This window comes from Odoribacter sp. N54.MGS-14 (genome assembly GCF_000980295.1).
Lineage (GTDB): Bacteria > Bacteroidota > Bacteroidia > Bacteroidales > Marinifilaceae > Odoribacter > Odoribacter splanchnicus.
In genome coordinates this window covers 1-18986 of the sequence record NZ_LARL01000018.1, presented here as the reverse complement: position 1 = coordinate 18986, position 18986 = coordinate 1, and the positions used below count along the sequence as shown (strand labels likewise).

Genomic DNA, 18986 nt, shown 5'->3' with positions numbered 1-18986 from the left:
ATGATTGGTTTTTTACTCAAACGTCCCGTCGCGGTAATCATGAGCACCATTGCCTTTTTGGTATTGGGGGCAGTGGCTATGTTTCAGCTACCGGTTTCATTGATGCCGGATGTAGATATTCCCGAGATCAGTATACATTATACTCAGGATAATGCCTCGGTCAATGAAATGGAAAACAGTATCACCAACTTACTGAGAGGGCAGCTGCAACAGATTCCGTCATTATCGGACATTACTTCCGAATCCAGGGAAGGGAGCGGAACGATAACCATGAAGTTCGAATACGGCACTTCGATCGATTATGCTTTTATCGAGGTCAATCAGAAAGTGGATGCTGCGATGAACAGCTTCCCTAAAGAGATGCAACGGCCTACGATTATTAAAGCTTCGACTTCGGATATTCCTGTATTTTATATTCAGTTGAATTTAAAAAAATTGGAATCGGATATCAAATTCCTGGAATTTTGCGAATTTGCCGATGCCGTTTTGAAAAAGCGGTTGGAGCAATTGCCGGATGTCGCGATGGTGGATATTAGCGGGATGTATCAGCCCGAAATGTATATCTTGCCCGATGAAGCCAAAATGAAGAGTCTGAATATTACCCAAGACCAATTGAAAGAAGCTATCGATCAAAATAACCGGGTGTCGGGAAGCTTGTCGATCCGGGACGGTTACTACCAATATAATATAAAATTTACCAGTCAGCTGATGTCGGTCGAAGATGTCCGGGAGGTATACCTGAATATCGAAGGGCGTCTGATGCAGGTGAAAGATATTGCCGAAGTGGGCATACGGCCGAGAGATAAGAGAGGGATGTTCGTGAATGGCGAAAAACAATCCCTGTGTATGGCGGTGATCAAACAATCGAGTGCCCGGATGTCGGAGATGAAAGAGAAAGTCAGTGAGATGCTGGAAAATTTTGAAACAGAATATCCGGATATTGAATTTTCCGTATCGCGGGATCAGGCTGCCTTACTGAATTACTCGATTACGAATTTGCAGCAGAGTTTAGTATGGGGGATTATCCTGGCTGTATTTATTATGTTGTTTTTCTTGCGGGATGCCCGTTCACCGATGATTATCGGGATCAGTATACCGGTTTCTGTGGTCATCAGTGTACTGTTTTTCCAGTTGATCGGTTTGTCTATCAATACCATTTCTCTCTCCGGTTTGATTATGGGGGTGGGGATGATGATCGATAATTCGATTATCGTCATCGATAATATCAACCAGCGAAGGGAACGGGGAGATTCGCTGTTTGTGGCTTGTGCGGACGGTACGGCCGAGATTTTCCGTCCCCTGTTGTCTTCGGTGTTGACGACTTGTGCGGTATTTGTGCCGTTGATATTTCTGGGAGGAGTTGCCGGGGCTTTGTTCTATGACCAGGCGGTAGCTGTAGGCGTCGGGCTTTTTGTCTCGCTGATCGTTTCGCTGACGATTGTCCCTGTCATTTTTTATCTTCTCTTTAAAAGAGCACATGAAGACGGGAAAATCAGTAATTTTATCAAACGGATCAGTTTTAAGCATCTGGATAAGTACTATACGATTGTCTATCACTTTGTGTTTTATCACCGCCATAAGACCATGCTGATCGTGGCTGTGCTGGTATTGTTGGGTGCTGCTACGGCTTTTTTCACTAAAGTGGAACGGATGCCTCCGGTAGAAATCAATGAAATGTTGATCCGGACAGACTGGAACAACAGTATTCATGTCGATGAAAATTATAACCGGGTGCAGGATATTATCCGGCAGTTTAAGGGACGTTGTACTGAAATATCCTGTCATATCGGTGAAAAACAGTTTTTCCTGAATCCCGAGGATAACGGTAATATCAATGAGGCGGAGTTTTATATAAAAACTACCGATAATGAAAGCCTGAAAGTTTTGGTCGGGGATATAACCGCTTATATTAAGAAAAACTATCCGGAAGCCCGGGTAGAACCGGCGAAGGTGGAAAATCTGTTCGAACAGTTGTTTAAGGGAGAAGATGCTCCTTTGATCATTTACCTCTCGGGAGAATCTGCCCGCAAGATAGAGGATTTATCGAAAATTAATGCATTCATCGACCATTTGAATGAGGAAATGCCCGGACTGAAATTGAATAAGCCTGCCGTACAGGAAAGAATCGTAGTCCATATCTTGCCCGAACGTTTGGCGTTGTATAAAGTGAATCAGAATGTGCTGTTGAATACGTTGGAAAAGAATATCAGTAAGGTCAGTATCGGAAAATTGAATACGGGGAACCTTTATATTCCGATTGTCATTACTGAAAATGAACATACGATCCGGGATATTCTCAACGAGGTGTATGTGTCTAATTCGGATAGGAAGTATATTCCGGTAGCTGCGTTGACCGATTTGTCAATGGAATACGATTACAAGAAAATTTTCGGGAAAAAAGAAGGAGTCGTCGTGCCTGTTCAGGTATACAATACAGGGGATAGTATCCGGGAGATTATAAAGACGGTGAGGACAGAAGCGGTAAAAGCTAATCTGGATCCTCATTTCGGAGGGGCTTATTTCGAGGGGAATGAGACTTTCTGGCAGATGTTGATGATCGTAATCGTAGCCTTGCTGATGCTCTACTTTATTTTAGCCAGTCAATTCGAATCGTTGACATTACCTTTGATCGTATTGATCGAGATTCCGATCGATGTGGCGATGACTTTGCTGGCATTGTGGATTTGTGGGATCTCACTGAATCTGATGTCGATGATCGGTATCGTGGTCATGAGTGGTATCGTGATCAACGACTCGATTCTGAAGATCGATACGATCATCCGGCTTCAACAACAGGGATTTCCTTTGCTGGAAGCCATTCACGAAGGTGGGGTGAGGCGGTTGAAGCCGATTCTGATGACGAGTTTGACTACTATTTTTGCTTTGATCCCTTTTTTATGGGGAGACGATATCGGTTCCCAATTACAGCGGCCGCTGGCGGTAGCTATGATCAGCGGGATGACGATCGGTACACTGGTCAGTCTGTATTGGGTACCTTTGTGTTATTATTATTTGGTTAGAAAAAAAGGAGAATAGACGATGGAAACATTTACGCGGTGGGTGTATTATTTTTTGGAGTCTTTAGGTCTCGATCTCAGTTATATGACTAATCTGAATCGCCTGATTGTTCTTGTATTGATAGCCGTATTGGCTTTTCTGACAGATTGGATTTGCAGGAAAGGGATTGTGCGGTTGGTGCGTAAGGTAACCCAAAAGACAAAGGTGACCTGGGACGATCTGTTGTTTAACGATCGGGTCATGAATAATTTCTGCCACATCCTGCCGCCTGTGGTGGTATATATACTTTTGCCGATCGCTTTCCCCGACGGATCGGATGCCCTGGCGTTTATCCGAAAGCTGTGTATGGTGTATATTATAGCGGCTGCTTTGCGGTTTATCAACATTTTTCTGGGAGTCATATTCCAGTTGGCCACACAGAAGGAAGTATTTCGTGACCGGCCTCTGAAAGGTGTCTACCAGATTATTCAGGTCGCTTTGTTTTTTGTCGGTTCGATTTGCATTATTGCTGTATTGATCGAGAAATCTCCTACCCATCTTTTGGCTGGTTTGGGAGCTTCGGCTGCTATTTTAATGTTGGTTTTCAAGGATAGTATCATGGGCCTCGTTTCCGGAGTGCAACTTTCGGCCAATGATATGTTGCGCCCGGGGGATTGGATTACGATGCCTAAATACAATGCCGACGGTACGGTGATCGAAGTGACTCTGAATACAGTGAAAGTCCGTAATTTCGACAATACGATTATTACAATCCCGCCTTATGCCTTGGTGAGTGATTCGTTTCAAAACTGGAGGGGCATGCGGGAGTCCGGTGGACGTCGCGTGAAACGTTCTGTCAATTTGGATGTGAATAGTGTCTGTTTCTGTACCCCGGAAATGCTGGAAAGATATAAAAAGATCGTTATTTTAAAGGAATATATCGAGCAAACCGAGCAGAAAGTACAACAATACAATCAGCAGCAGGGGATCGACGATTCTGTGCCGGTCAATGGAATACACCAGACAAACCTGGGCGTTTTCCGGGCTTATCTCGAATTATACCTGAAAAATTTACCTGTCGTAAATTCTGATTTGACGTATATGGTCCGGCAATTACAACCGACCGAAAAAGGAATCCCTTTGGAGGTGTATTTCTTCTCCAGAGAGAAAGATTGGGTGCCTTATGAGAAAATCCAGGCCGATGTTTTCGATCATATTTTTGCGGTAGTTCCTTATTTTGGTCTAAAAGTATTCCAAAATCCTTCTTCTGCAGATATAGTCCGGGTTTTAGAAAGAGTGTGATTGGTGTTTTGTATAAAACAATCTCGACTTAGCATGTTTTGAGCGAGAAAAGGAGTAAAATGGGACGAAAGGTCCGTCCCCGGAGGACGGAATAAAAAACAGCAGACCGGGTAGGGCCTGCTGTTTTTTATAAAGATGAATCTTAAACTATTTGGCATAGTTGATTGCCCGGGTTTCGCGGATGACGGTTACTTTAACCTGTCCGGGGTAAGTCATTTCATCCTGGATTCGTTTTGCGATATCGAATGAGATTTTTTCTGCTTCTGCATCCGAGATTTTTTCACTCCCTACAACGACTCTCAATTCCCGTCCGGCTTGGATGGCATAGGTCTTCACAACTCCATTGTACGAGAGTGCCAGATCTTCCATATCTTTCAAGCGTTTGATATAAGATTCGACGACTTCCCGACGTGCACCCGGACGAGCTCCTGAGATCGCATCACAAGCCTGTACGATAGGTGCGATCAGTGTCGTCATTTCGATTTCTTCGTGGTGGGCTCCGATAGCATTACAGATATCCGGTTTTTCTTTATATTTTTCGGCTAATTGCATACCCAGAATAGCGTGTGGTAATTCCGGCTCGTCGTCGGGCACTTTACCGATATCATGGAGTAATCCGGCACGTTTGGCTTTCTTCACATTCAGACCCAGTTCGGCTGCCATGATCGCACAAAGATTAGCTGTTTCACGGGCATGTTGCAATAGGTTCTGACCATAAGAAGAACGATATTTCATTTTACCGATCAGACGGATCAATTCGGGATGTAAACCGTGGACTCCTAAGTCGATTGTGGTGCGCTTACCGGTTTCGATAATTTCTTCTTCGATTTGTTTTTTCACTTTATTCACTACCTCTTCGATGCGGGCAGGATGGATACGTCCGTCTGTTACCAGCTGGTGTAAAGACAGACGTGCAATTTCCCTTCTTACCGGATCGAAACCCGAGAGTACGATCGCTTCAGGAGTATCGTCGACGATGATTTCAACTCCTGTTGCAGCTTCGAGTGCGCGGATATTACGACCTTCGCGTCCGATAATCCGGCCTTTGATTTCGTCCGAATCGATGTGGAAAATAGAGACTGCATTTTCGGTCGCTGTTTCGGTCGCTACACGCTGAATCGTCTTTATCACGACCTTTTTAGCTTCCATATTGGCAGTCATTTTAGCTTCCTCCATGATCTCGTTGACATAAGAGATGGCTTCTGCCTCTGCTTCTTCTTTCAGAGAGTTGATCAGTTTTTCTTTTGCCTGCTCACCGGACATACCTGAAATGGCTTCAAGTTGTTCGATTTGCTGTTTTTTGATCTTGTCCAATTCTGCCGTTTTCTTTTCGATCAATTCTTTTTGTACTTCTATGTTGCTTTGCTGGCTTTGGAGTTCTTTCCCTTTGCGTTGTATTTCTTCCAGTTTGCGCGAAATATCGGTTTCCTGTTGTTTTAACTTGTTTTCGGCCATCAACAGCTTATTATTTCTGGCAGCAGCCTGTTTTTCATGTTCGGCTTTGATCTGTAAGAATTTTTCTTTAGCCTGAAGAATTTTATCCTTTTTGATCACTTCTGCTTCAGCTTCAGCTTCTTTGATGATATTTTGTGCCCGGTATTTCATGGCTAATCTCATAATAAACCAGCCGATCGCTATACCGACGAACAAAGCTATCACGCTTGCGATTATTGTTGTCATTGTCATATTTCTGTTATTAATTAAATTTATAATATAGTTTAATGTTACACTGTTTTCTCTTTTTGTAAATGCACAAAAAAATCCCGCACTATTTCTTTTTAATAAAACCCCTGTATGACACGGGTAGAGCTGCCATTTGATTCAGACTTCCACTGTCCCGAAGGAACTCCGAAGAGTCGAGGCCTGTCTTGTGCAAATATAAGCGTCTGCTCTAATTGTTTGAGTGTTGAGTTTTTCGCTTAAAGTCGAAATAATGCGGGAATATCTATGTTCAAAGAACTCTAAAAATACTTACTCTTTGATGAATTCATCAAGTTTCAAATTAATTTGTTCTATTTCATTAAACTTCTGTTCTTGTTGCAGCATTTTTATCGTATGCAACAGCGAAACATAAGCTAAAAAATAAAAAGGCTCCGGTTCTGTATTTCCGGTTTTATATTTTAAAACACGTTCATTAATTTCCTTTGCCGCTTTCCGGATGATCTCTTCATCTGCTGCTGAAATATTCAAATTCAGAGGTATATCGGCAATAGTTAAGTTAATGTTGCGTTTTTCAGACATAATTAATTATTCAAAAGAGCAATACATTTATCTATCTCCCGCACCAGTTGGTTGATTCGCATTTTCGCTTCATAACTTCCGTTCCCTTCCGAAATTGCACTAGCCACTCTGGTTGTTTTTAGTTTATTGTTTAAATCTTTGTTCTCTCTTTGCAGGTTTTCAAGCTCGGATTGCAAATCCTGTATTTTGCTTTCCAGACTTTTGTTCTGTTCCAGAGAGGATATATATAGTTTTATTAATTTATCTATTTTAAAATTCAGCTCGTTTATAACGGCATCGTGTTTTGCTGCCATAACTCAATCTTTTCATGACAAAGATAAAATTTATTCTTTAAATTATCAAGAGTGTTGATATATTTGCAGCATAAAATTAGTGTTTTTTTTGATATGGAAAAAAGGAGGTATAGGAAATTTATTCGTTATTTTTTGTTTAATTGGTTGTCTTTGATTTCATTAAATATATTTGCCCAGGACATGATAAAGCCGATCGATCGGCCTGTTTTGTTGAGTGGAAATTTCGGAGAATTGAGGGCGACTCACTTTCATTCGGGTATCGATATCCGAACCGGTGGGGTGGAAGGCTTGCCCGTCGTGTGTGTGAAAGACGGTAAAGTTGTCCGGGTGAGTGTGTCTCCTACCGGCTATGGGCAGGCATTGTATGTGGAGCATGAGGATGGAACGACCACGGTTTACGGACATTTGCAACGTTTCAACGCTCGTATCACAGCGCTTGTCCGGCAAATTCAATACGAACAGGAAAGCTTTAAAATAGATGAAGAGGTGAGGGACAGGCAGTTGATCTTCCATCAGGGAGATACGATTGCTTTTAGTGGTAATACCGGATCTTCCGGGGGACCACACTTGCATTTCGAAGTCAGGAATACCCGTTCTGAACATACCTTGAATCCTTTGCTTTTTTATAAGATCCGGGATAGCCGGATACCGGTGGTGAGAGGTGTTTATCTGTATCGTGAATCGGCTTCGGGTTGTGTCGGATTGGTGAGGCGGGTGGCTTTGAAACAGTCGGTGAACGGCTGCTATACGCTCGGACAGTTGAATATTCCGGCAGGGAAAATAGGTATTGCTGTATTTGTTACGGATTATATGAATGATTCCTGGAATAAACTGGGAATTTATCGGTTAGGAGTAGTGGCCGGAAAAGATACGCTTTTTGCCATGCAGATGGATTCCTGTTCTTTTGATCAGACTTGTTTTATCAATGAAATAAAGGATTTTGACTGTTATAAGAAAAAGGAAACGGTTTATCGTTGTTTTGGTAATTATCAGGAACAGGTGATGGGGGTGAAGAATCGGAATCAGGGATGGATTACTGTCGGTGAAGACAGTATTGTACCGGTGAAAATCGATCTGAAAGATATCAATGGTAACCGGGCAACCGTAACGTTGACCCTGAAAGGCAAGGAGGCGCCTGTGCAGGAAGAACAGGAGGTGTTGCGCTATGATCGCAGCTATAGCCTGGACTTGTCCGGGGCTACGCTGGATTTAGAGGCCGGAGCTTTGTCGGCTTCGGTGCCGAAAGGGATGAAAATAGAAAAAGATACGGTTTCCGGAAGGGATATTTTTGTATTATCGGAAAAAGATGTTCCTTTGTTAAAGAAAGCCCGTTTGTCTGTGGCCGGGGAATTTGACCGGAAGGCTTTGATTTGTGAGGTGGACCGTGCCGGCAGGAAATACCCGCTTGCAACTCAGTGGAGTGAAGAGGGCCTGGTGGCGGGAATCGGCTATCTTAGCCGGTATACGATAGCCGAAGACCGGCAACCGCCGGTGATTTCTTTTTTAGGGAAATTTCCGGATGGTTCTTTGAAATTTAAGATAAAAGATGATTTTTCAGGGATTGCAACTTATCGGGGAGAGGTAAATGGCCGGTGGTGCCTGTTTTCCTATGATCCGCGCTATAATTTGATGCGTTGCAGTCTGAAAGAACCGGTTTTTGTTTCCGGTCAGGTGAATGAAGTGAAGATTATTGTCGAAGACCGGGTCGGAAATAAAAATGAACTCCTTGTCAAGGTAAAGAAATAAAGAGAGGATATTATAGAAAAGGATTAATTGGAAGCATATTTATGAGAAAAGAAATACAGGAATGGATCGAAAAAGGGAATCGGACAGAAGCTGTCCGCTTACTGGAAGAATGGGTTGGAAAACATCCGGCAGATGAAGAGGAGTGGTTGCTCTTGGGAGAATTGTTGTATGCCGACGGAAAAATGACGGAAGCCTTGAATAAATTCAATACGGTTCTCCGCCTGAATCCGGATCACCGGAAGGCAGCGAATTATGTGATTATGATCAATAATATTTTGGGATACTATTGTAAAGATATGTTCAATCCTTAGGTATGAAATTATATCATAAAGCCTTTTTATACCGGCACAAATGGATACAACCTTACCTGCAAAAAGTGTTGGGTGGGATAGATGCTGTCACGTTTCTGGCAGCCTTGGCCTTGATTGGCGGTGTCGTCTATGAACATGGCTTTATTATTTCGGAAGGAGCGGAGGCAGATCTCGGTGTATTGTATCGGACCGTATGGGGCGTTTTCCTGGTTCAGACCACGATGCATATCGGGCTGGCGTATCGGGAAACGCTGAAGAAATACCGGACATTTACATGGGTATTGAATATTTTACTTTATCTGACTTTAATCCCCGTCATTTTTTTCGAACCGGAATCGGGGGCATTGAAATATTTCTGGTTATTTTTAAACAACCGTATTTTTCAGCTGATTCTGTTGTTGTTACTTTCCTTATTGCGCTTATCTTCGGGGGTGATCGGACTCTTGGGAAAACGGACCAATCCCTCCCTGATTCTGGCCGGAAGTTTCTTCCTTATTATTTGTATCGGCACCGGTTTGTTGATGTTACCTCGTTGTACCGTTGATGGTATTTCGTGGGTAAATGCTTTGTTTGTGTCCACCAGTGCTGTTTGTGTGACCGGTTTGGTACCGGTAGATGTAGCGACGACTTTCACTTCTTTGGGACAGTTGGTCATTATTATATTGATACAGATCGGTGGGTTGGGAGTAATGACGCTCACCTGTTTCTTCGCCATGTTTTTTATGGGTAATACTTCCGTATATAATCAGTTGGCGGTGAGGGATATGATCAGTTCCGATTCTTTGTCGTCTCTGTTGTCGACGGTGATTTATATTTTATTTTTCACTTTAGTGATAGAAGGAGCCGGGATGTTGGTCTTGTTTCTGAGTATTCACGGTACTTTGGGGATGACGGTGCAACAGGAAATGGTGTTTGCTGCTTTTCATTCTATTTCGGCTTTTTGTAATGCCGGTTTCTCGACCTTATCGGAGAATCTCGGTAATCCTTTGGTCATGCAACACCATAATCTGCTCTATATAACCATTTCCGTATTGATTATTTTGGGAGGAATCGGTTTTCCGATCTTGGTGAATTTTAAGCATATCGCCGGTTATCATCTGAAGCGTTTGTTTTATTTTATCCGTACAGGAAAAAGGGATAGACAGCGTATCCGGCATTTGTATAATCTGAATACTAAGATTGTTTTGTTGACGACGCTGATTTTATTGACCGGTGGGACTATAGCGATTCTTCTGTTCGAATGGAACGGAGCTTTTGCGGGAATGAGTATGCCGGATAAATGGGTACAGGCCTTTTTCAATGCGACCTGTCCCCGTACGGCCGGGTTTACGAGTATCGGTTTGACCTCTTTTTCATTACAGAGTTTGTTGCTGATGTTGCTTTTAATGTTTATCGGAGGGGCTGCCCAATCTACTGCCGGCGGAGTTAAAGTGAATGCTTTTGCTGCCGCTGTATTGAGCCTTTTTGCTGTGATCCGGGGAAAAAGCCGGGTGGAGGTGTTCCGGCGGCAGCTTTCGGTGGATTCGATCAGGCGTTCCAATGCTACCCTGGTGATGTACCTTATGATTCTTTTTCTGGGTGTATTTGTCCTGAGTGTGCTCGAACCGCATGCTTCGCTATTGGCCTTGGTTTTCGAGTGTACTTCGGCTTTGAGTACCGTCGGGTCGAGTCTCGGTCTGACTCCGGCTTTAGGAGAAGCAGGTAAATTATTCGTATCCTTGCTGATGTTTATCGGGCGGGTGGGAGTCATTACGATCGTATTGGGATTCGTACCTCCGCAGAAGCATACCAAATATAAATACCCGGATGATAATTTGATCATCAACTAAGCAAGAGAGTTGTCGTATTAACATGATATACATATGAAATATATAATCATTGGTTTGGGAAATTATGGAGGAGGTTTGGCCGAGGAGTTGATGGCCATCGGACACGAAGTCATCGGTGTCGATCAGAACGAAGGGCGGGTGGATAATCTGAAAGACAAGATTACCACGGCTTTTGTGTTGGATGCAACGGATGAACTGGCTCTGGAAACTTTGCCACTCCGAGAGATCGATGTGGTGATTGTCGCTATCGGAGAAAATTTCGGGGCTTCTGTACGGGTGGTCGCTTTGCTGAAACAAAAGAAAGTGAAGCATATCTTTGCCCGGGCTATAGATTCGGTGCATAAGGCGATACTGGAAGCTTTCGCTATCGACAAAGTGCTGACCCCTGAAAAAGATGCCGCCCGCGAATTTGTACAGTTCCTGGCTTTGGGTATTCATGCCGAGTCGTTCCGGGTCGACGAAGACTATTATGTGATTAAGTTTAAAGTGCCTCGGAAATGTGCCGGTTATCCTTTGAGTGGAATGAACCTCGAAGAGGATTTTCATTTAAAACTGATTGCTTTGAAGCAGGCTGCCGAAGTGAAAAATATACTGGGAATGAAAAAACTGACTAAAGAGGTGATGACGGTTATTCCCGGCAATTACCTGTTGAAAGAGGAAGACGAATTGGTGTGTTACGGTTTGTATAAAGATTTTCAGGCCTTGTGGAAAGCATTTTAAAAATCGGGGTAAATTTTCTTTCCCTTTTACTTTTTACTTTTTACTTTTTCCCTTATCTTTGCCGTCCATTTTGAATAGGTTTAACGCATTAAAAATCAATCCACTTTGGAAGGGGGTGCTTAAATTCGGACAAGCGGTGCTTGCCATGAAGTAGAAAAGAACTGAAAATAGAAGACAAAATGACCTCAGGAAGAGACTAAGCCGGAGGTTGTAATGGGAGGGCGTTACCCTGTTGTTATTTTATTTAATGCGTTTATTATAAACTATAAAAATTAGAAATTATGATTATTGTACCTTTAAAAGAAGGCGAAAATATCGAGAGAGCCTTAAAGAAATTCAAGAGAAAATTCGAAAAAACCGGTATTGTAAAAGAATTGAGAGATCGTCAGGCTTTCACAAAACCATCAGTACGTAACCGGGCCCAGCGGATCAAAGCTGCCTACAAGCAGAGTTTGCAACAGGCAGAAGAATAATTTTCTTCCCGGGCTTGTTTTTCCCGGAGGAAAGTGTTAAATTGGGTTCGTTTTAAGAACGATGAGTATGGAAATAGATTCATTTCTGAGTTATTTGAAAAATATTAAGCGCTATTCAGCGCTTACTATTACAGCTTATAAAGAAGATTTGAATCAGTTTCGTGAGTTCTGTGAAAAAGTGGAATTGATCCGGCAGGATGAGGAAATTACTTCCAAGATGGTCCGGCGGTTTGAAATGGGATTGATGTCCGGTGGGTTGAAGATTGGCGGGGTGGACGGTGAAGAAAAGCTGAGGCCGATGACTGCCCGTTCCGTTAGGCGTAAATTGAGTTCTTTACGGACTTATTTCCGTTATCTGGTACGGGAGGGAAAGTTGACGGAAGATCCGACGGAGATTGTCGTGGCACCTAAAATGGGAAAGCGATTGCCGGTGTTTGTGCCCGATTATCAAATGGATGAGGTGTTGGATAAACACGCTTCCGACAAGGATTTTGCAAATATCCGTGATCGGATGGTGTTGATGACGGCTTATTATACCGGAATGAGACGCTCGGAACTGGTGGCATTGAAATTGGAAGACGTCGATTTGGGGGGAGCGGTGATCCGGGTGAATGGGAAAGGAGACAAACAACGGATTGTTCCCATGTTACCGGAATTGGCCGGAGATCTCCGGATTTATCTGAACAAGCGGGAAGAACTGGTAGGTGAAAAACATCAGTTTGTATTCGTTACGGATAAAGGAAAACCGGTATATGATAAATTTATTTATCGTTTAGCTGTAAAATATCTGGGCGAAGTCACTTCGTTGAAGAAACGAAGTCCGCATGTCTTGCGGCATTCTTTTGCTACGGCTCTGTTGAATAACGGAGCCTGTATCGAGGCTATCCGTGAATTACTCGGCCATGCCGGACTGGCTGCGACTCAAATCTATACTCATAATTCTTTTGAGAGTTTGAAAAAGGTTTATAACCAAGCTCATCCCCGGGCTTAAAATTTAAGGAGGAAGTACTATGGAAATTAAAATTAATGCGGTTGGTTTTTCAGCAAGTTCTCAGTTGGAAGATTTCATTCAGAAGAAAATTTCTAAATTAGATAAATACCACGACGGAATTATCGGTTCGGAAGTTACCTTGAAACTGGAAAAAGACGACAATCTGGAAAATAAAGTAGTCGAAGTACTGTTGAATGTTAAAGGCCAAGAAGTTTTTGCAAAGAAAAATGCAAAGAAATTCGAGGAAGCAGTCGATGAGCTTTATGATGTAGTAAAGCGTCAATTGGTGAAAATCAAAGAGAAAGAAAGAGAGTGCTGAAAAGACTAAAGGCGAGAAGATCAGAAGCTAAAGGTTAAAGACTGGAAAGCTAAAAGCGGGAAGGTTAAAAAAGCAGGGGAGGAAAGGCTGGAGGCGGATGAGTAAAACCTGTGCGAGAGTCGGAAACCGATAGTCGGATAAAAAGTTGAAACACAAACATTCAACTTTAAAGAAAATAATTTTGTAGAACAGAATTATTTAATTATATTTGCACGCTCAAAAGAGTGGGCTGAATAGGCTTGTTGTATGCAGGTCTTTGATTCCCCTGATGAGTTTTAGTTTGTATATAGAGTTATTTGAGATAAATTGTTTAATAATAAAAAGTTTTTAAGTCATGGCTAAAGAAAAGTTTGACAGGTCAAAACCACACGTAAATATTGGAACTATCGGTCACGTAGACCACGGTAAAACCACTTTGACTGCTGCTATCACTACCGTGTTGGCAAAAAAAGGTCTTTCCGAAGTAAAATCATTCGATCAGATCGATAACGCTCCGGAAGAAAAAGAAAGAGGTATCACCATCAATACTTCTCACGTTGAGTATTCTACCGCTAACCGTCACTATGCTCACGTTGACTGTCCGGGTCACGCCGACTATGTAAAGAACATGGTTACCGGTGCTGCTCAGATGGACGGTGCTATCCTGGTTTGTGCTGCTACTGATGGTCCGATGCCTCAGACCCGTGAACACATTCTTTTGGCTCGTCAGGTAAACGTTCCGAGAATCGTTGTATTCCTGAATAAAGTGGATATGGTGGATGATCCTGAAATGTTGGAACTGGTTGAAATGGAAGTTCGTGAACTGTTGTCTTTCTATCAATATGATGGTGACAATACTCCGATCATCTTAGGTTCTGCACTGGGAGCATTGAACGGCGAGGCTAAATGGGAAGAAAAAGTAATGGAATTGATGGATGCTGTTGATAACTGGATTCCACTTCCTCCGCGTGATAATGAAAAACCGTTCCTGATGCCGGTTGAAGACGTATTCTCAATCACCGGTCGTGGTACTGTTGCTACCGGTCGTATCGAAACTGGTGTTGTACATGTAGGTGATGAATTGGAAATTATCGGTCTGGGTGCTGATGGTAAGAAAACCGTTTGTACCGGAGTTGAAATGTTCCGTAAATTATTGGATGAAGGAGAAGCTGGTGATAACGTTGGTCTGTTGCTGCGTGGTATCGACAAAAACGAAATCAAACGTGGTATGGTACTGGCAAAACCGGGTTCAGTTAAACCGCACAGCAAATTTAAAGCTGAGGTTTATATCCTGAAGAAAGAAGAAGGTGGTCGTCACACTCCGTTCCACAACAAGTACAGACCTCAGTTCTATCTGCGTACGATGGACGTTACCGGTGAAATCACTCTGCCGGAAGGAACTGAAATGGTAATGCCGGGAGATAACGTAACAATCACTGTTGAATTGTTGACTCCGGTAGCATGTTCAGTAGGTCTTCGGTTCGCTATCCGTGAAGGTGGACGTACCGTAGGTGCCGGTCAGATTACTGAAATCCTTGGTTAATTAATATCTGATTTGTGATTCCGGTCTGCAAACTTGTATCGATCGGAGTCCGAATCCTGAAGGATATTTTTACGGTTTACGGTTACCGGTTTCCCGGATAATCGTAAATCGTAAATTAAAAATCCGAAATAAAGATACGGGTGTAGCTCAGTTGGTAGAGCACTGGTCTCCAAAACCAGGTGTCGGGAGTTCGAGTCTCTCCTCCCGTGCTGAAATGTTTTAATTTTAAATTTTAAATTGTAAATTTGCAGGCAATTTAAAATTTACAATCGAAGATCTAAAATGAAAATAAAAGCTTATTTCGCAGACGTTTATAACGAGCTGGTCAATAAAGTCTCCTGGCCATCATGGTCTGAACTCCAGAGCAGTGCCACCATAGTAATGATAGCTTCCGTCATTATTGCAATTGGTATATTTGTAATGGACTTTTCGTTCAGACACATTATGGATTTCATATATAGTATGTTTTATTAATCTTCAGAACTACATGGCAGAAATTAAAAAAAGATGGTATGTACTTCGTGTGATCGGCGGGAAAGAGAAGAAGGTAAAGGAGTATATCGAGAATGAAGTTGCCAGTCTAGGGCTGCAAGATTATGTTTCACAGGTTTTGATACCTACCGAGAAAATTTATCAGGTACGTAACGGTAAAAAGATCAGCAAAGAGCGGAACTTTTTTCCCGGTTATGTAATGATAGAGGCGGCTCTTGTCGGTGAGATTCCCCACATGCTTCGTGATATCACGAACGTGATAGGCTTCCTGGGGGAAACTAAAGGGGGCGATCCGGTGCCGATGCGTCAATCGGAAATCAACCGGATTCTGGGTACAGTAGATGAACTGTCGGAACAGCCCGAGGAGATAAACATACCTTATGTCGTTGGCGAATCGGTAAAAGTTACTGACGGTCCGTTCAACGGTTTTACCGGCGTGATAGAGGAAGTGAACAATGACAAAAAACGGGTGAAAGTAATTGTCAAGGTTTTTGGTCGTCAGACACCACTCGAATTGAGTTTCATGCAGGTAGAAAAAGAATAAACAAATATTAGTTCTTAAAGTTTTTAAAGTTTCTAAAGTTCTTAAAGTGTGTTCTGCTCTGGTTGTGATTAAAGCAGCACTGCAGTTTTCATTAACTTTATAAACCTTATAACTTTATAAACTTTCAAACTCTAAAAAAAATGGCAAAAGAAGTTGAAGCTCTTATCAAGCTACAGATTAAAGCTGGTGCCGCGAATCCTTCTCCTCCAGTGGGTCCTGCTTTAGGTTCTAAAGGAGTCAATATTATGGACTTCTGCAAACAATTCAATGCAAGAACTCAGGACCAGGCAGGTAAGATCATTCCGGTGATTATTCAGGTTTACGGTGATAAATCTTTTGATTTCATTACCAAACAGCCCCCTGTTGCTATTCAGCTTTTGGAAGCAGCAAAACTCAAATCCGGTTCTGCAGAACCTAACCGTAAAAAGGTGGCTTCTTTGTCTTGGGACAAAGTAAAGGAAATTGCAGAAGGCAAAATGAGCGATTTGAATGCTTTTGAAATTGAAAAAGCAATGAGCATGGTAGCTGGAACTGCCAGAAGTATGGGGATCACCATCGATGGTGAGAAACCTTTTTAATGAATTCGTAATACTTCAAACGTAATGAGTAAACTGACAAAAAATAAGAAGTTAGCTTTAGAAAAGATCGAAGATGGTAGAGCTTATACCATTGAAGAAGCTGCTCAGCTGGTGAAAGAAATTACTTTTACCAAGTTTGATGCGTCAGTTGACATAGACGTTCGTCTGGGTGTAGACCCGCGTAAAGCCAATCAAATGGTTCGCGGTGTCGTTACATTGCCCCATGGAACCGGTAAAGATATCAGAGTATTGGTACTTTGTACCCCTGATAAGGTTGAAGAAGCCAAAGCTGCCGGTGCCGACTATGTTGGATTGGATGAGTATATTGAAAAGTTGAAATCAGGTTGGACTGATATCGACATCATTATTACTATGCCGGCCATCATGGGTAAAATTGGTGCTTTAGGACGAATCCTAGGTCCGCGTGGATTGATGCCAAACCCGAAGAGCGGTACTGTTACCATGGAAATCGGTAAAGCCGTAAAAGAGGTTAAGCAGGGAAAAATTGATTTTAAAGTTGACAAATTTGGTATCGTACACACTTCTATCGGTAAAGTAAACTTTGAAGCAGAAAAGATTATGGATAATGCCCGTGAATTTATGGCTACGATCCAAAAACTGAAACCTTCTTCTGCAAAAGGTACTTATGTGAAGAGTGTATTCCTGTCAAGTACAATGAGTCCCGGTATTAAATTAGACCTTAAGTCATTACTTGATTAATTATTAACCTTTAAAGGACCATTTGTAGAATGAAAAGGGAAGAAAAACAAGTAATCATAGACAATTTAACCGAGCAGATAAAAGCACACAAGCATATCTATATCAGTGATATCTCTGAATTGGATGCAGCTGCGACACAAGAGTTGCGTAGAGCTTGCTTCAAAGCAGGAATTAAACTGATTCAGGTAAAAAACACTTTGTTGCGTGTTGCTTTGGACGGTTTGGAAGCTGACTATAATGAAATTTATAGTGCTTTGACCGGTTCTAGCGCTGTGATGCTGTCTGAGACAGGTAATGCTCCTGCGAAACTGATCAAAGAGTTCCGTAAGAACCATGACAAACCTGTATTGAAGGCTGCTTTCGTGGAAGAATGTGCCTATGTGGGTGAAAACCAACTGGACGCTCTGGTTAGCATCAAATCGAAAGAAGAGTTGCTGGGAGATATCGTACTGTTGCTGCAATCACCGATGCAGAAGCTTATCTCTGCCCTGGAATCAGGGAAGAATACTATCGGCGGAGTGCTTAAAACTCTTGAAGATAGAGCATAAATATTATTATTATTTTTTGAATAAAAACATTTTAAATACTTATCGAAATGGCAGATTTGAAAAAACTTGCAGAAGAATTAGTTAACCTGACAGTAAAAGACGTAAAAGAGTTAGCTGACATCCTTAAAGAAGAATACGGTATCGAACCTGCAGCTGCTGCTGTTGCTGTAGCTGCTCCTGCTGCTGGTGGCGAAGGTGCTGCTGCTGCTGAACAGACCGAGTTCGACGTAATCCTGAAATCAGGTGGTCAGTCTAAACTGGCTGTTGTGAAGTTAGTGAAAGAGCTGACCGGTCTTGGACTGAAAGAAGCTAAAGAATTAGTTGACAAAGCTCCGGCTCCTTTGAAAGAAAAAGTTTCTAAAGAAGAAGCTGCACAATTGAAAGCTCAACTGGAAGAAGCAGGAGCTGAAGTTGAACTTAAATAAGTCATAAGACCCTCCATGGGTTTCGAGGTTTAGAGTCAAAAAGTGACTCTAAACCATTTTGTTGTTATTATTGTTTAGGTTCCAAAAAATTATTAGATGTCTTCAAATACTTCAAACAAAAGAATAAGCTTTGCCTCCACGAAAAATCAGTTGCAATATCCTGATTTTCTTGAAGTGCAATTAAAGTCTTTCAAGGACTTTTTTCAATTGGGTACGACGCCTGAAAACAGAAAGAACGAAGGCCTGTATACTGTTTTCAAGGAGAACTTCCCAATCACCGACACCCGGAACAATTTTGTTCTGGAATTTTTGGACTACTTCATCGACCCGCCCCGTTATTCGATAGACGAATGTCTGGAGCAAGGATTGACTTACGGAGCTCCGTTGAAGGCCAAACTGAAGTTGTATTGTACGGATCCCGAACACGAGGATTTCGACACGGTGATTGAAGACGTATATCTGGGGAATGTTCCGTATATGACGCCCAAAGGCACCTTTGTGATTAACGGAGCCGAGCGTGTGATCGTATCTCAGTTGCACAGATCACCGGGTGTATTTTTCGGACAGAGCGTTCATGCTAATGGTACCAAACTTTATTCCGCCAGAATTATCCCGTTCAAGGGTTCCTGGATCGAGTTCGCGACAGACATCAACAATGTGATGTATGCTTACATCGACCGGAAGAAAAAATTGCCGGTAACGACTTTGTTACGTGCTATCGGCTTTGAGACGGATAAGGATATCTTGCAGATATTTGACCTGGCGGATGAAATAAATGTTTCCAAAACGGGATTGAAAAAAGTCGTTGGCCGTCGGTTGGCTGCGCGTGTTTTGAAGACCTGGGTGGAAGATTTCGTGGATGAAGATACCGGTGAGGTGGTTTCTATCGAACGAAACGAAATCATTGTGGACCGGGAAACTGTTCTGGAAAATGA

19 protein-coding genes, 1 tRNA gene and 1 pseudogene are annotated in these 18986 nt (G+C 42.4%); 18 read left to right on the top strand and 3 right to left on the bottom strand.

Features of this window, described 5'->3' with window-relative positions; genetic code table 11:
- Nucleotides 1-3036, top strand: coding sequence for an efflux RND transporter permease subunit (locus tag WS42_RS05760; RefSeq protein ID WP_046404274.1), 3036 nt, complete (start codon nt 1-3; stop codon nt 3034-3036).
- A gap of 3 nt (nt 3037-3039) precedes the next feature.
- On the top strand, nt 3040-4299 hold the full coding sequence (locus tag WS42_RS05755; protein WP_022160402.1) for a mechanosensitive ion channel family protein: 1260 nt from the start codon (nt 3040-3042) through the stop codon (nt 4297-4299).
- A 147-nt stretch (nt 4300-4446) separates the two neighbouring features.
- Here the strand turns inward: WS42_RS05755 and rny are convergent, their stop codons facing one another.
- From rny to WS42_RS05740, 3 genes are all read right to left on the bottom strand, one after another.
- Nucleotides 4447-5985 carry a ribonuclease Y gene (gene rny / locus WS42_RS05750; RefSeq protein WP_013612184.1) on the bottom strand — a complete coding sequence of 513 codons (1539 nt, stop codon included), beginning with the start codon at nt 5983-5985 and terminating at the stop codon, nt 4447-4449.
- A 285-nt stretch (nt 5986-6270) separates the two neighbouring features.
- The gene (locus tag WS42_RS05745; protein ID WP_013612183.1) at nt 6271-6540 is read right to left on the bottom strand and encodes a cell division protein ZapA; all 270 of its coding nucleotides are present in this window, start codon (nt 6538-6540) and stop codon (nt 6271-6273) included.
- A gap of 2 nt (nt 6541-6542) precedes the next feature.
- Nucleotides 6543-6833 carry a coiled-coil domain-containing protein gene (locus WS42_RS05740; protein WP_013612182.1) on the bottom strand — a complete coding sequence of 97 codons (291 nt, stop codon included), beginning with the start codon at nt 6831-6833 and terminating at the stop codon, nt 6543-6545.
- A gap of 150 nt (nt 6834-6983) precedes the next feature.
- Here WS42_RS05740 and WS42_RS05735 point away from each other — a divergent pair, with 150 nt between their 5' ends.
- The 16 genes and pseudogenes from WS42_RS05735 to rpoB form a co-directional block, all read left to right on the top strand.
- Nucleotides 6984-8579: a M23 family metallopeptidase gene (locus WS42_RS05735; RefSeq protein ID WP_182321380.1), complete on the top strand. Its 1596-nt coding sequence runs from the start codon at nt 6984-6986 to the stop codon at nt 8577-8579.
- 41 nt (nt 8580-8620) lie between these two features.
- Complete coding sequence (locus WS42_RS05730; protein ID WP_022160405.1) at nt 8621-8890, top strand: tetratricopeptide repeat protein; 270 nt, start codon at nt 8621-8623, stop codon at nt 8888-8890.
- Between the two features lie 2 nt (nt 8891-8892).
- Nucleotides 8893-10719 (top strand): TrkH family potassium uptake protein, encoded by a 1827-nt coding sequence (locus WS42_RS05725; RefSeq protein WP_013612179.1) that lies wholly within the window; start codon nt 8893-8895, stop codon nt 10717-10719.
- A 33-nt stretch (nt 10720-10752) separates the two neighbouring features.
- A complete protein-coding gene (locus WS42_RS05720) occupies nt 10753-11439 on the top strand; it encodes a potassium channel family protein (protein ID WP_046405907.1) in 687 nt (228 codons plus the stop codon).
- Nucleotides 11440-11720: 281 nt separating this feature from the next.
- Nucleotides 11721-11912 carry a 30S ribosomal protein S21 gene (rpsU, locus tag WS42_RS05715; RefSeq protein ID WP_022160408.1) on the top strand — a complete coding sequence of 64 codons (192 nt, stop codon included), beginning with the start codon at nt 11721-11723 and terminating at the stop codon, nt 11910-11912.
- A gap of 67 nt (nt 11913-11979) precedes the next feature.
- Nucleotides 11980-12903: a tyrosine-type recombinase/integrase gene (locus tag WS42_RS05710; protein ID WP_046405908.1), complete on the top strand. Its 924-nt coding sequence runs from the start codon at nt 11980-11982 to the stop codon at nt 12901-12903.
- Nucleotides 12904-12922: 19 nt separating this feature from the next.
- Complete coding sequence (hpf, locus tag WS42_RS05705; protein WP_013612175.1) at nt 12923-13222, top strand: ribosome hibernation-promoting factor, HPF/YfiA family; 300 nt, start codon at nt 12923-12925, stop codon at nt 13220-13222.
- A gap of 334 nt (nt 13223-13556) precedes the next feature.
- On the top strand, nt 13557-14744 hold the full coding sequence (tuf, locus tag WS42_RS05700) for an elongation factor Tu (protein WP_013612174.1): 1188 nt from the start codon (nt 13557-13559) through the stop codon (nt 14742-14744).
- A 136-nt stretch (nt 14745-14880) separates the two neighbouring features.
- Nucleotides 14881-14953: transfer RNA gene (locus WS42_RS05695), tRNA-Trp, on the top strand.
- 73 nt (nt 14954-15026) lie between these two features.
- On the top strand, nt 15027-15218 hold the full coding sequence (gene secE, locus WS42_RS05690) for a preprotein translocase subunit SecE (RefSeq protein WP_013612173.1): 192 nt from the start codon (nt 15027-15029) through the stop codon (nt 15216-15218).
- A gap of 13 nt (nt 15219-15231) precedes the next feature.
- Nucleotides 15232-15780, top strand: a complete 549-nt coding sequence (nusG, locus tag WS42_RS05685; protein WP_013612172.1) for a transcription termination/antitermination protein NusG — start codon at nt 15232-15234, stop codon at nt 15778-15780.
- 140 nt (nt 15781-15920) lie between these two features.
- Nucleotides 15921-16358 (top strand): 50S ribosomal protein L11, encoded by a 438-nt coding sequence (gene rplK, locus WS42_RS05680; RefSeq protein ID WP_013612171.1) that lies wholly within the window; start codon nt 15921-15923, stop codon nt 16356-16358.
- A 24-nt stretch (nt 16359-16382) separates the two neighbouring features.
- On the top strand, nt 16383-17078 hold the full coding sequence (gene rplA, locus WS42_RS05675) for a 50S ribosomal protein L1 (protein ID WP_013612170.1): 696 nt from the start codon (nt 16383-16385) through the stop codon (nt 17076-17078).
- 29 nt (nt 17079-17107) lie between these two features.
- On the top strand, nt 17108-17626 hold the full coding sequence (rplJ, locus tag WS42_RS05670; protein ID WP_013612169.1) for a 50S ribosomal protein L10: 519 nt from the start codon (nt 17108-17110) through the stop codon (nt 17624-17626).
- A gap of 47 nt (nt 17627-17673) precedes the next feature.
- Nucleotides 17674-18051 (top strand): 50S ribosomal protein L7/L12, encoded by a 378-nt coding sequence (rplL, locus tag WS42_RS05665; RefSeq protein WP_013612168.1) that lies wholly within the window; start codon nt 17674-17676, stop codon nt 18049-18051.
- 96 nt (nt 18052-18147) lie between these two features.
- A pseudogene (rpoB, locus tag WS42_RS05660) lies at nt 18148-18986 on the top strand (DNA-directed RNA polymerase subunit beta); the annotation flags it as partial.

What these genes read in the sequence shown, in the direction of transcription:
- WS42_RS05720 (WP_046405907.1), top strand. Translation starts at nt 10,753, where the DNA reads ATGAAATATATAATCATTGGTTTGGGAAATTATGGAGGAGGTTTGGCC.
- WS42_RS05730 (WP_022160405.1), top strand. Translation starts at nt 8,621, where the DNA reads ATGAGAAAAGAAATACAGGAATGGATCGAAAAAGGGAATCGGACAGAA.
- WS42_RS05760 (WP_046404274.1), top strand. Translation starts at nt 1, where the DNA reads ATGATTGGTTTTTTACTCAAACGTCCCGTCGCGGTAATCATGAGCACC.
- rplA (WP_013612170.1), top strand. Translation starts at nt 16,383, where the DNA reads ATGAGTAAACTGACAAAAAATAAGAAGTTAGCTTTAGAAAAGATCGAA.
- tuf (WP_013612174.1), top strand. Translation starts at nt 13,557, where the DNA reads ATGGCTAAAGAAAAGTTTGACAGGTCAAAACCACACGTAAATATTGGA.
- WS42_RS05725 (WP_013612179.1), top strand. Translation starts at nt 8,893, where the DNA reads ATGAAATTATATCATAAAGCCTTTTTATACCGGCACAAATGGATACAA.
- rpsU (WP_022160408.1), top strand. Translation starts at nt 11,721, where the DNA reads ATGATTATTGTACCTTTAAAAGAAGGCGAAAATATCGAGAGAGCCTTA.
- rny (WP_013612184.1), bottom strand. Translation starts at nt 5,985, where the DNA reads ATGACAATGACAACAATAATCGCAAGCGTGATAGCTTTGTTCGTCGGT.
- WS42_RS05745 (WP_013612183.1), bottom strand. Translation starts at nt 6,540, where the DNA reads ATGTCTGAAAAACGCAACATTAACTTAACTATTGCCGATATACCTCTG.
- hpf (WP_013612175.1), top strand. Translation starts at nt 12,923, where the DNA reads ATGGAAATTAAAATTAATGCGGTTGGTTTTTCAGCAAGTTCTCAGTTG.
- WS42_RS05710 (WP_046405908.1), top strand. Translation starts at nt 11,980, where the DNA reads ATGGAAATAGATTCATTTCTGAGTTATTTGAAAAATATTAAGCGCTAT.
- rplK (WP_013612171.1), top strand. Translation starts at nt 15,921, where the DNA reads ATGGCAAAAGAAGTTGAAGCTCTTATCAAGCTACAGATTAAAGCTGGT.
- WS42_RS05755 (WP_022160402.1), top strand. Translation starts at nt 3,040, where the DNA reads ATGGAAACATTTACGCGGTGGGTGTATTATTTTTTGGAGTCTTTAGGT.
- rplL (WP_013612168.1), top strand. Translation starts at nt 17,674, where the DNA reads ATGGCAGATTTGAAAAAACTTGCAGAAGAATTAGTTAACCTGACAGTA.
- WS42_RS05740 (WP_013612182.1), bottom strand. Translation starts at nt 6,833, where the DNA reads ATGGCAGCAAAACACGATGCCGTTATAAACGAGCTGAATTTTAAAATA.
- secE (WP_013612173.1), top strand. Translation starts at nt 15,027, where the DNA reads ATGAAAATAAAAGCTTATTTCGCAGACGTTTATAACGAGCTGGTCAAT.
- nusG (WP_013612172.1), top strand. Translation starts at nt 15,232, where the DNA reads ATGGCAGAAATTAAAAAAAGATGGTATGTACTTCGTGTGATCGGCGGG.
- rplJ (WP_013612169.1), top strand. Translation starts at nt 17,108, where the DNA reads ATGAAAAGGGAAGAAAAACAAGTAATCATAGACAATTTAACCGAGCAG.